At 30.4% G+C, this 12,547-nt stretch carries 10 protein-coding genes and 1 riboswitch; all 10 genes read right to left on the bottom strand.

The genetic code is table 11. From position 1 onward, the window contains the following. Window positions 1–277: 277 nt before the first annotated feature. The 10 genes from RDK80_RS08960 to RDK80_RS08915 all read right to left on the bottom strand — a co-directional run bounded on the left by RDK80_RS08960 (window position 278) and on the right by RDK80_RS08915 (window position 12,513). Window positions 278–1,009, bottom strand: a complete 732-nt coding sequence (locus RDK80_RS08960; RefSeq protein WP_094903530.1) for an amino acid ABC transporter ATP-binding protein — start codon at window positions 1,007–1,009, stop codon at window positions 278–280. 77 nt (window positions 1,010–1,086) lie between these two features. Then, window positions 1,087–1,809: an amino acid ABC transporter permease gene (locus tag RDK80_RS08955; RefSeq protein ID WP_094903528.1), complete on the bottom strand. Its 723-nt coding sequence runs from the start codon at window positions 1,807–1,809 to the stop codon at window positions 1,087–1,089. A gap of 10 nt (window positions 1,810–1,819) precedes the next feature. Next, window positions 1,820–2,659, bottom strand: coding sequence for a transporter substrate-binding domain-containing protein (locus RDK80_RS08950; RefSeq protein WP_094903526.1), 840 nt, complete (start codon window positions 2,657–2,659; stop codon window positions 1,820–1,822). 160 nt (window positions 2,660–2,819) lie between these two features. Then, window positions 2,820–3,003: riboswitch (Lysine riboswitch) on the bottom strand. A gap of 330 nt (window positions 3,004–3,333) precedes the next feature. Beyond that, a complete protein-coding gene (gene ftcD / locus RDK80_RS08945) occupies window positions 3,334–4,257 on the bottom strand; it encodes a glutamate formimidoyltransferase (protein WP_308524088.1) in 924 nt (307 codons plus the stop codon). A 38-nt stretch (window positions 4,258–4,295) separates the two neighbouring features. Beyond that, window positions 4,296–4,937 (bottom strand): cyclodeaminase/cyclohydrolase family protein, encoded by a 642-nt coding sequence (locus tag RDK80_RS08940; RefSeq protein ID WP_308524087.1) that lies wholly within the window; start codon window positions 4,935–4,937, stop codon window positions 4,296–4,298. Between the two features lie 447 nt (window positions 4,938–5,384). Then, window positions 5,385–6,815, bottom strand: coding sequence for a sigma-54-dependent Fis family transcriptional regulator (locus RDK80_RS08935; protein ID WP_094903522.1), 1,431 nt, complete (start codon window positions 6,813–6,815; stop codon window positions 5,385–5,387). A gap of 277 nt (window positions 6,816–7,092) precedes the next feature. Then, window positions 7,093–8,799, bottom strand: coding sequence for an S-layer homology domain-containing protein (locus RDK80_RS08930; protein ID WP_308524086.1), 1,707 nt, complete (start codon window positions 8,797–8,799; stop codon window positions 7,093–7,095). Window positions 8,800–8,864: 65 nt separating this feature from the next. Further along, a complete protein-coding gene (locus tag RDK80_RS08925) occupies window positions 8,865–9,161 on the bottom strand; it encodes a transposase (RefSeq protein WP_308524091.1) in 297 nt (98 codons plus the stop codon). 11 nt (window positions 9,162–9,172) lie between these two features. Continuing rightward, the gene (locus RDK80_RS08920; RefSeq protein WP_308524085.1) at window positions 9,173–11,833 is read right to left on the bottom strand and encodes an FtsX-like permease family protein; all 2,661 of its coding nucleotides are present in this window, start codon (window positions 11,831–11,833) and stop codon (window positions 9,173–9,175) included. Further along, complete coding sequence (locus tag RDK80_RS08915; RefSeq protein WP_094903515.1) at window positions 11,830–12,513, bottom strand: ABC transporter ATP-binding protein; 684 nt, start codon at window positions 12,511–12,513, stop codon at window positions 11,830–11,832. Before RDK80_RS08915 ends, RDK80_RS08920 begins: the two co-directional genes overlap by 4 nt. Window positions 12,514–12,547: the final 34 nt, after the last annotated feature.

Below are 12,547 nucleotides of genomic sequence, written 5' to 3'. Positions count from 1 at the left end.
TTTAGACATGATAATACCCCCTGAATCCGTGTCCGGATTTAGGGGGTAACATCAATACATGGCTTCTTTCACCCCTACTGCGTGACAGAAGAACATGAAAAAAGCAGCGTTCCTATATTCCTCCCCGCATGGAAATTAGTAAACGCCGCCCATGAGGTGCTTATTTAGTTTTCGTCGTTCACTTCACAGAACGGGAGTATAATACCCCTATCTAAAAGTTCGTTGCTCATGTCGCCCTCCTTAAAATTTATGGTACCAAAATGGTGCCCAACCATTTTTACAAGATACGTCTCAAAAATTCTCTCGTACGCTCCTTAACTGGATTATTGAAGATTTGTTCTGGACTACCTTCTTCTGCAATAATTCCTCTATCCATAAATACCACGCGATCTGCCACTTCCCTTGCAAATTCCATTTCATGGGTCACTACTAACATGGTAAGTCCAGTTTCCGCAAGTTCTTTCATGACCTTAAGAACCTCTCCTACCATTTCTGGATCGAGGGCAGATGTAGGTTCATCAAATAGCATAACATCAGGTTCCATAGAAAGTGCTCTAGCAATGGCTACACGCTGTTTTTGTCCTCCTGATAATTGCTTTGGCTTTGCATTAATATATTGGTCCATTCCAACAACATTCAAATATTTCATAGCTATATTTTCAGACTCTTCCTTAGAACCTTTCAAGACTTTCATTTGCCCTACTATACAATTATTTAAAACATTATGATTATTAAATAGGTTAAATTGTTGGAATACCATTCCTAGCTTTGTACGATATTCATAGATATCGTGATTATCATCTAAAATATTCTCTCCTTTATAAAGAATTTCACCACCATTTGGTTTCTCTAGAAGATTAACACAGCGAAGAAGAGTTGATTTACCTGAACCAGACGAACCAATAATACAAACTACTTCTCCTCTATTTACTGAAAAATTAATGTCTCTTAATACTTCATGAGTTCCAAAGGATTTACTTAAATGTCGAATATCTAGTATCTTTTCCATATTTCTCCTTCTCTCTCTAATATCGATTCGCATTGAAATCTTCTATTCTACCTATCATATTCTTCATGTGTTTATACTTACATTTGATTAGCATATATAATATAATTTTCAGGACCATCTAATTTTATTTCGATATATCGTAAAATTCTTGTCACTGTAAATGTCATTATAAAATAAAGAATACACGCAACAAAAAATGATTCAAAATATCTAAAGTTGTTTCCTGCAACTGATTTTGTTTGAAAATATAATTCTGTTACAGAAATTACATTAAGAACTGATGTATCTTTTATATTAATTACAAATTCATTCCCCATTGCTGGTAAAATATTACGAATTACTTGTGGTAATACTACATTTATCATAGTTTGAATATGGTTCATACCCATAGCTTGAGCTGCTTCGAATTGCCCTTTATCAATAGAAACAATACCACCACGAACAATTTCTGACATATATGCCCCCGTGTTAATAGATACTATAAATATAGCTGCAAAAATTCGATTCATATCTATACCAAACGCTGAAGCAGACCCATAATAAATTACCATTGCTTGTACAATCATTGGTGTTCCACGAAATATTTCTATATAAATAGAAAGAATAGCATTAATGAATTTAAAAATAATTTTCTTTACTCCTCTTTCAGGTATTGGAACAGTACGTATAACTCCTATTAGTAAACCAATAATAAAACCCACAATAGTACCAACCATAGAAATTATAAGTGTCATACCAGCTCCACGAAGAAACATTATCCCATTATTTGAAATAATTTTTAGTATCCACTCAAAACTCATTTTTCTCCTCCTATTCTGCTGCAGGCTGATTCTTAATAGCATCATCCATAATAGCTTCTTGTTCTTCTTCTGAAATAGCTTTTAATATTTCATTGATTTTTTCAGTTAAATTACTACCTTTTACAACACCTACAGCAATCGCAGTGTCTTCATCTGATGTATTGAATCCATCTCTAAATTCTATCATTTTGAAATTTTTGTTTGCAGTTTCAGCACTAATACCTTCTGGACGTTCGGAGATATATCCATCAATCATTCCTGATTCAAGTGCAACCCTCATTGCTGGGAAATTATCCATAGCTGGCTGCTTATCCACATCTTGAATCTGATTAACTACGGAATAATGAAATGTATTTAATTGAGCAGTTATTTTTGCTCCCTTAAAATCTTGGATAGAAGTAGCATCTTCATATTTTCCACCTTTCTGTACAACCATAACTAAATTAGATTTATAGTAATTCTCCGAGAAGTCAATTGTCTCTTTACGTTCAGCTGTTGGTGACATACCTGCAATAATTGCATCAATTTTTCCTGAAGTTAATGCTGGTACAAGACCATCCCATTCGGTTTTAACTATAACTAATTCTCTTCCTAAACCTTCTGCAATTTTCTTAGCGATCTCCACATCGTATCCACCTACAAATTCTGCGGCACCATCTATTTTAATCCCGCCATTGGAATCATCCACTTGGGTCCAATTGAACGGTGCATATCCTGCTTCAAGACCTACCCTAAATGTTTCTTTTTCAGCTACTCCCACATCTTTTATACTACTGTTTGTACCACATCCTGCTAAAACGATTGTTGTTAATAAAGATATTACGATTAATACCGATAATTTTTTTCTCATGACTAGTTCCTCCTGTTGTCTTAATTTTAATATAGTATTTTTACTAAAAGGTTAACTTGCCACTTGTTATACGAGTCATGCTATTTTTGACAACAAAAAGACCTGAGATAGACTCAGGTCCTAATAGACATAGTAATACCTAATTCCCCTCCTTTTCCCAAAATGAGATAGCACAACTCAATAAACTGGGAAAGTTTATTGAGACAGTCCTGCAGCTCTTAACTGCAGACCCAGCAAGTAATACTGAGAATATTACAAGCTTCGGCAACATTTCCTTCTCCTTAGCATCTTTGCTTTCTCATGCTCAACTAAAGACTGTTAAATATCGCGCCTCTACCTCACTTGTAAAAGTGAGGCCTTATTCAATTGTTTGATATAGCTTACAATAAATTTATTTATCTGTCAACCCATTTATAAGTTTTTTAAAAATTCTAATTTCATCTTCCATAAAATATTTTAAAGTTAATTATTTTATTTATCTAGTTTAAAAATTAATAAAAATCGGCCTCACTACCAATAAGCCATCCTTTTATTAAGGATCAAATTTTAGAAGCTTCTCTTTTTACTATATAAATTTTTCCCTTGTACATTCTGCTAGCTACGAATTTTCATAGCTGTTAAATATAAATAGGACTGCTATTCAATTTCATTAAATAGACAGTCCTAAAATTATATTAACCCATTAAATGAGTTTCTAATATTTGCTCTTGTTTTAATCCTTGTAAGCCTAAATAATGATTTAAATTATTTAGTAAATATTCTAATTTAACTGGTCCTACAAGTTCTGAACCTGTTACTGCCACACCATATTTCTGAGCTTCAAGTTTAACTAATTCGAAAGCTCTATAAAGCGGAGTATTTGCACAGTCAAACATATTCATTGACACAACTACTCCTTCTCTTTCTGGGAATTTAATTCCTACAGCTCTTATTGTTGAGAATCCACCACTTGGTCCTCTTACTGCTTTTGCTATTTGTTTAGCTATGCTTAAATCCTCTGTTCCTAAGAAAACATTATATGCAGTTAGCCCCTCTTTATCTGCTGATACAATAGTTGCCCCATATTTTGGGCTTAATTTTCCATCTACTGATAAATCTGGCTTTCTTGATTCATAATCTGGATGATTATTATCTTCTAGTAGAGCTTTTAATCCCTCATATTGTCCTTTTCTAATAAAGGAAATACTCTTCTTATCTTCGGTTCTAGCATTTTCTCCAGAGAAGAAAATTGGCACTTGGAATTTTGCAAACAATTCTTTTCCGATTTCTTCTGCTAATTCTTTACATTCTTCTACTGTTGTATTCATTAATGGGAATAATGGAATAGTATCTTGTCCACCAATTCTTGGATGTGTTCCCTCTTGTACTGTCATATCAATTAACTCATATGATTTTGCAGCCATTTCTAGTAAAGCTTCTTTAAGTGGAGCTGGTTCACCAATAATTGTTAGAACTGTTCTATTAAAATCATGTTCTGGTTCACAAGTAACAAGCTTTACTCCTTCTTTATTCTTTATAGTACCAGAAATCGCATCAATTACCTCTTGTCTTCTGCCATCACTAAAATTAGGTACAGCTAAAATATATTTATTTTCCATATCCTCTCTCCTCAATAAAGTAGTTATAGTAAATGTTCTTAGCCGTTAAGCCTTTTATATACAGTTTCTAAGGATTTTTCTTTTAAATTCTTAGCTGAACTTAATAAGCTAGATACTTTTTCAGAAATATTCTTTTGATATTCCTCATCCTTTATACTTCCTAGATTAATCGTAACATTTAATAACGCACCTTCTAAGCCTGAGTAAGCAAGTAATACACCTACTCCTATATCTGTTATAGCATTTACATTTCCATATTCGGCAAATACATCTTGTAATTCCAGAATCCTATGACATTTTTCAGCACATTTTAATGGAACTTCTAATGCAATTTTATATCCTTCTTGAATTGCTTGGGATCTAGCTTTTTTCTCTTCATCAGTTTCCTTTGGCATCTTAAACGCTTCCATTACCTTATCAAAAGCATTTGTATCCTTGTCTACGTCATTTGCTAATTCTTCAAATAATCCTTCTAATTCTTTAGCATTAGACTCCATCTTAGACCTTACATCTTCTGGTAATTCCGAATAATTTTTCTTAGAAAATGTTAATCCTCCAACCATGCTTGTCAAGGCTGAACTTAATGTTCCAACATAAGCTGATACACTTCCGCCACCAGGTGTAGGATCACTGCTCTTAGTATCCAATGCATATTGTTTTAAGCTTTTGTCAATAAACAATCTTGACACCTCCATATATCTAATATATAATGCAGTTTAGCATTTTTATTGGTATAATTTGCTTAGGATTTTCCTCTTGATTTTGTTCATTACCCCAAATCCAAGAAAAATATTCAGAAACTACATTACATATAATATATTAAGCAAGTATTATGCCAAAAAATAAAACTTACTTGTAACTTTTCAAAAAATAGTTAAAGTAAGTTTTATTTTTCATTAATTATACTTGATTCATAGGAAATCTCTAATTTTATCTAATGCTTTTTATTTTATATTTTCTATCAAATCAATAATAATGATTTATTATATTGAATCAACTATAATTTACACCCAATTAGAATGAGTTTAAAAGTGATTTTTTTCCTTTCTAAATTTAATAATAAGTTAAAAACCTCTAAATACAAAGGGAAACTATTAAAAACCAATTGAAGATTTTTTTCCTCTCATTTAGGAATTTTTTCTCTTTTGGAAATTAAGATCAACTTCTAATTTCTTTGCTTTTTTTCTCAGGGTGCTAACCTCCAACCCTGTTTTCTGACTAAGTTCATGTATATCACTAGTCCTATAAATATAATCTTCTAATAAAGCCCTTTCATAGCTATAAACATTTTCTTTAAAGAGTTTATTCTCATCTATGTCCATTGACCTTGTTTTGCCAATGTCTCCATATAAAACGTCTACTTCACTAATCACTTCAGATTCCGATGTAACTACAAGCCTTTCAATCTCATTCTGCAGCTCCCTTACATTTCCGGGCCAATCGTAATTAATTAGTAAATTCATAGCTTTTGCAGAAATGATTTTTTCATAATTATAATGGTCATTAAATTTCTTAAGGAAAAAATTAACTAAAGGTACAACATCTGTCTTTCTTTCCCTAAGAGGCGGAATCACTATCGGTATAACCTTTAGTCTATAATACAGATCCCTACGAAATGTGCCTTCTTCTACCATAGTATATAGATCTTTATTAGTTGCAGCTATAATTCTTGTATTAATAGATATATTTTTTGTTCCGCCTACTTTTTGAAATACTTTATCTTGAATTAAATTTAAAAGTTTTACTTGTAAATTTAATGGCAATTCTCCGATCTCATCTAAAAACAGAGTTCCTTCATTTGCCAATTGGATTAATCCAACCTTCCCCTCCTTTTTAGCACCTGTAAATGCCCCTTCCTCATATCCAAATAATTCTGATTCTATTAAACTTTCAGGCAAAGATGAACAGTCTACTTTAACAAATGGACCATTCTTTCTATTACTATGTTCATGTATATATTTACTAAAAATGCCCTTACCAACACCCGATTCTCCTTCTATTAATACTGTGGAGTCTACCTTTGCAATTCTAAGTGCTAAAATCTTTATGTTCTCTATCTCCTTACTTTTAGATATAATAGAATCATTTTGTCCATCTATTGCATTAAGTATATCTAATTCTTTTTGCATTCTCACATTAACACTTTTTAATTCATTAAATTGAAGCTTTAAATTTTCAAGACTAGTCATATCCATAACAGATACAACAACATTTATTAACTCTCCATTTTCATAAATAGGTATACCTGTTGAAAAAATGTATCTTCCGTTTACCTTCTGTGTCTTTGCAGTCTTCTGTCCTTTTTCTATAACTTCCAAAGCAACTGATTCAGAATAAACTCCATCATGGACAAGTTTCTTCATATCCTTCCCAACAATCCAATCCTCTGAGATTCCCTCAATTTCTTCGCAGATTTTATTATATAAAACTGTTATTCCTTTTCCATCTACTACATGAACGCCAACATCTAATGAATTAAATATGTCTTTGATTCTTTCTAAATTTAGGCACATATTAACCTTGCCTTTATCAGAATTATTTCCCTTAGTATCTTCCATATTAGCACCTCACTTTTATGCAAGTTAATTTAAGTTAATTATAATATTATCATAACTATTTTTTATATTCTGATAATATTATATCATACTTATAATCATATGTTTAAACATAGATTTACTTGATATGATATAAATAAAAAACAGCACTAATTTTAAAAAATAATTATACACAAAAAACGGATTCTGCGGAATCCGTTTTTATATTTTTTGATATTTTTTTTTGCTGCCTTACCTCATTAATTATTTTCTATTTTGAGACAGCCTCTTTTTATGTGTATTATTTATTTTCCTTAATATTTTCTAATATACTTTCTACTTTCTCTATGGTAGTATTACCTTTTGGATTAAATTTTTCATTTTCTAGTTCTAAATAACCCATATTTACTATTTTTTCTACACTATCTTTTGCCCATATACTAATATCTTTTTCATCTTTATATGAAAGTTGTTGCTTTTCTGCTGGTTCCATGTTTAAATAAGACACAAATCTGTCCAGTACAACAGCCAATTCTTCTCTTGTTAATAAATCAGAGGGCGCAAAAACATTGGATGATTTTCCTACTATTATATTGTTTTTTACTGCCCAACGACTAGCCTCTTCATAATAAGTGAAGAAAAAAATATCTTTAGGTGTTTCTTTTGCATATTCTAAAGATTCATTATTTTCAAGAGATATCTCATGTAATAAGTAAGCCAATCTTCCTCGTGAAATATATAAGTTTTTATCCTCTCTAGCCTGCAACTTTCCTGAATTATTTTCAATGTAATGAACTGCCGTATCTATACCTTGCATATAGTCATCATAAGTTTGTTCCATTATAATATCAGGTTTAATAGGCTCAATACCATAAGGAATACCACTGTCAAATAAACTATCAATTTCTATATATTTTGTAGAGTGACCTACTTGTATATTCAATTGAGGCAATTGAAATTGATTTACAGCACCATAATGGTCAACACTTCCACCACTATAAGTCCCCATTAAAATACCACCCATTTCTTTTATCATCATGGCATTTATTGTAGCGGAAGAAAATGTATTTTCACCAATAAGACCTACTATTTCTACATCATTATTGTTTTGATATTCGGTTAATACATATAATAAAGGCATAATCACCCCATCAGAGCCGCCTGTATTATTTCTTAAATCAATAACAACAGTTTGATAGTCATTGCTTTCTAAATCCTTTTGAACATTTAAACTAAATGTTTCCATGGGCAAGTTTTTATCTTCTTGACAAGCATTATATTGAATATAATAAACATTTCCATCTAATGGCATAGAAAAATAAATTTTAGATTTATCCTTAGTTGTTTTTGGCTCTTGTATACGTTTTTGGGCTAAATATACCACATCTACCATATCCGCTGAAGTATCTACAGTATGAAGATAAATTGTTTTTTCCTGATTTTCTTTCTTTACTGTTATTTCTAATTCATCATCTTTTATAATACCTACATAATCAAGAATTTCTTTGACGTTGATAAATTGTCTTAATTGTCTTTGAAGCCACACATCATTATCATGGCTGATAATAGGCGCCATTTTATTTTTTACAGTTTCCATATCATATCCATTTAAATCCACAATTTCCCAGCCAAGATATTCTTCATATTCTGTTTCAATAACATCAAGCACCCATGTTTCAATATGTCTGATGCTAAACGGATAGATATGTACATCTTTCAAAGCATGGCCTATATTCACATTTGTATGCGAATCATTAACCATAGCTACTAAGCTTTGTAAATCAAGGACATACTCCACATTTGACTTTTCATTTACATTCTTTTTAATCTCAGCTTTTTTCTCTATAAATTCTTTTTCTGATGTGCTATAAAATATATTAGGATGACTTCCTTTTAATGTTTCATACAAAAAATCTAAATTTTCTTCCCTTTCCGTAATTTCACTGGCATGAACCACTGGAAAAGCACATAATAAAACGGTTAAAATTATAATCATCAGTTTTTTCATTTTTATCTCTCCTTAAACTATAGCATTAAATTTTTTTATTATAGATAAACAAATTCAAAATTAAACTATTTATAATAAGACCTAGCATTAACAAGAGATTTAGTTTCAGTCTTGTTAGAATTTGCATGATTAAAATAGTCTGAAATAAACTTTTTCCAAATATTTTCTTGCGGATTTAACATTGGTGAATATGGTGGAAGATTCAATATAAATAATGCATCTTCATGTTGATTGATAAACTCTTCAACAGCTTTTGAAGTATGAATTCTAGCATTGTCCCAAATCATAAACACTCTTTTGTACCTGTTAATGTCTAATAAGTCTTTTAAAAACTTAATAATTTCATCAGAAGAACATACAATTACTATAGAATCTATATACTCTCATCTTTTAAGACAGTTACTATCTCATCTTTTTCCACTTTCTTAATCCCAAAATAGTATGCTAAATATATGCTAATAAATATTGCAATAACATATCCAACTATAATTTTATAATTTAAAAACATTATTAAATCTTTAAAATTAAATGCTTTGTTTATCTTAACTACAAATACTAAAAAAATCAAAGATATAGGAATTGATATTATAAAGGAATATATGCTGTAATAAATTCCTTCTAATCTTAACATTTTATTTAAATCACTTTTCGTAATACCCATAGACTTCAACATAGCAAATTCCCGTCTCCTATTTCTTAAATTATTATTTATACTGGAATATGCATTGGATACACCTATAATACCTAGAAAAAATATAATAGAGAATATAATTAGGTAAACCAATTTATTCATCATTTTTTGCTCTGCTTCATCATCTAATATATTCCAGATATAATAATCATCTTCTGATAAATAATATTTCATAATATCTTTAATTTTTTCTTTAACACTATTAATATCCTTTTCATCTACTAATAAGTTAATTCTCTCCGAATGACTATAATCTCCCGGCAAATCAAAATTTTCCATTATAGAATTAAGAACTTCTTTAGGCATGAATAAATATATACGATAATCTTGTAAATTATAGTCTTTTATCGGTTTTACAGAAGTTTGAAGTCCTATATCTATATGAAAATTATATCCCTTTTGATTTTCATATTCACTAATTGATATATTATTTACCTTCTCATGAAAATATGGTATAAACTTTGTTCTAGCAAGTGGTTGATTTATATCCTCCTTCACTAAATTTAAAAGAATAGCTTTTGGCCTTTCTCTATTATAGTATTCTTCTGGTTCTTCTCCTTGAGACTTAATATATCGATTAAAATCCTCATTTTCAATACCTGTCAATACTACGGGTATCTCATATCCATCTTCTAATTTATTAATAGGATATTTTTTAATATCTATACCTTCAAATCCGCCTACATCTTTAAACCCATCCGACTCATATTCTAATTTCGCCTTAGAATATAGATACAGATTTTTATACGTAATACTTTCATTTACTTCATCTATCTTTCTAATTTCCTTAAATATATTTTCATCAGCAGGCTCTCTAGTTAAGACTCGTGTTTGCATAGAGTAATAGTATTCCTCAGTGTCTAAATCTGTAATTGCTTGATTCAAGCTTCTAAATGTAAGAAAAACAAACATTATAACAAAGCTAATGGTTATAGATATTATTGTAGTTTTAAAGGCTTTCTTATTTCCATCCAAAAAATCTTTAGCTAAACTAGATATTATATTACTAGGACTATAGTTATTCACTTTTCTTTTCTTTTTTCTAAGATGCTCATAATCTAAACCACCATATTTGATAGCCTCAATGGGTAATATTTTACTTAATTTTTTGGCAGGTCTGCTAATTGATATTAAAATAGCTAAAAACGATAAAATCAAAATTAATCCAATCACTATAGGAGATGTTTTAAATACTAGATTAAACATACTTCCATTCATATCAAGATTAATACTTTGTATCATACTGTTCACTATATCTATTATTATATAACAGAACAGATGACCTAAGATAACACCTATAATTATTGGTACTATTGAAATAAAAATAGCTTCTAATACGATGGTTGATTTTATCTGTTTTGGAGTTGCACCTATACTTTTTAGTATCCCCAATTGTCGTAACCTATTATTAGACCATACTGTAAAAACATTATAGATTATTATGACAAATAATAGTATGACGAATAATATAAAAATAGAAAATATAAGCGTAGATTCAGGGACTCTTTCCCATAAATTAAGAGAAGGCGGAAATATTCCTTGCAGCCTTAGATAGTATAAATTATAAGATGAACCATAATAGTCATGAGAATCCTCTGCCTCTCCCTTTGCAAATCCTAACATTCTACCAATCTCAGGCAGATCCTTATATATACTTCTAGGATTTTCCATCCTTAAAAATGGAAAAAGTTTCATATCTTCATCTATTGAATCTTCATCTAAAAAACCTAATCCTCCATAATATGGCTCATATGATAAGCTTTTTCCAGAAATAGCAGCGACTATGGTATACTCTTTCTCTTTACCACCTATAAATGTTTCGCCCTCCCCAATAAAATCAAATGGGTCTATATTTTTTCCTTCTTTTTCCCTATATCCTAAATTCACCTTGATTTTATCCCCTATTTTATATTGGGGATTTTCCTTTAAAAAATTTCCAATAACTACAATTTCATCGGATTTCTCTGGGATTCTTCCTTCTAATATAAAATTCTTTTCATACATGTTTTCCCAATATTCTTTATTGAGATATGAAATATTAAAATAGGGTCTTTTAGTATCGATTTTACCACTGTAATATTCGGACCTTAAGTATACCTCATCCACTTTTTGATTTTCCTTTAAATATGGAATTTGAGATTTATCAATACCGCTATAAAAAGATCCGTGATAGTTTCCATTCCGCAATATAGCTTTATTAATATCATGATTCCAGTTCATATAAGTAGCTAATACCATTGTACTAAGCAAAATAGTTGCTATAGTAACGGCAATCATTATAGATATGGTATTTTTCCTATTCTTCTTTAAGCTATTCCAAGTATATTCCATGAGGATTTTCATTGCCTAATCACCTCATCTGAAACTATCTTACCATCTTCCATAGTAACTATCCTATCTGTTTCCAATGCCATCTTTTCATCGTGGGTTATCAATATTATTGTTTGTTTATATTTCTTGTTTGATAGCTTCAGCAACTCAATAATTTCATTAGAATTTTTCCTATCTAAATTTCCTGTAGGTTCATCAGCTAAAATAATTGCCGGACGATAAATCAAAGACCTTCCAATAGCAACCCTTTGTTGCTGTCCTCCTGATAATTCTCCTGGATAATGTGTCAATCTATTGTCCAAGCCCAATATCTCTACTATCTCACTAAAATGTTTCATATTCGGTGTTCTTCCATCCAATAGTAAAGGAAGCAAAATATTCTTCTTTACATCAATTGTTGGTATAAGATTGTAAAACTGATATATAAGTCCAACCTTTCTTCTTCTAAATAATGCTAATTCATTTTCTTTTAATGCCGAAATCTCTCCATCCTCTATGAATACCTTACCCTTTGTAGGTCTATCAACTCCTCCTAATATATGAAGCAAAGTAGATTTACCTGAACCACTGGCACCTATAATGGATAAAAATTGTCCTCTTGAGACAGCAAAAGTCACATCGTTAAGTGCTATAACCTTTGATTCTCCTTTACCATAAGATTTTGTCAAGCTTTCCGTTCTCAATATTTCCATTTTGATTCCTCCTTATGGTTATAATTTTATATTC

Source organism: uncultured Tissierella sp., assembly GCF_902479755.1.
GTDB lineage: Bacteria > Bacillota > Clostridia > Tissierellales > Tissierellaceae > Tissierella > Tissierella carlieri.
This window is presented reverse-complemented; position numbering and strand designations above follow the sequence as displayed.

Bases quoted from the DNA above. Each gene is read 5' to 3' on its own strand.
- RDK80_RS08960 (WP_094903530.1), bottom strand. From the start codon at position 1,009: ATGGAAAAGATACTAGATATTCGACATTTAAGTAAATCCTTTGGAACT.
- RDK80_RS08955 (WP_094903528.1), bottom strand. From the start codon at position 1,809: ATGAGTTTTGAGTGGATACTAAAAATTATTTCAAATAATGGGATAATG.
- RDK80_RS08950 (WP_094903526.1), bottom strand. From the start codon at position 2,659: ATGAGAAAAAAATTATCGGTATTAATCGTAATATCTTTATTAACAACA.
- ftcD (WP_308524088.1), bottom strand. From the start codon at position 4,257: ATGGAAAATAAATATATTTTAGCTGTACCTAATTTTAGTGATGGCAGA.
- RDK80_RS08935 (WP_094903522.1), bottom strand. From the start codon at position 6,815: ATGGAAGATACTAAGGGAAATAATTCTGATAAAGGCAAGGTTAATATG.
- RDK80_RS08930 (WP_308524086.1), bottom strand. From the start codon at position 8,799: ATGAAAAAACTGATGATTATAATTTTAACCGTTTTATTATGTGCTTTT.
- RDK80_RS08920 (WP_308524085.1), bottom strand. From the start codon at position 11,833: ATGAAAATCCTCATGGAATATACTTGGAATAGCTTAAAGAAGAATAGG.
- RDK80_RS08915 (WP_094903515.1), bottom strand. From the start codon at position 12,513: ATGGAAATATTGAGAACGGAAAGCTTGACAAAATCTTATGGTAAAGGA.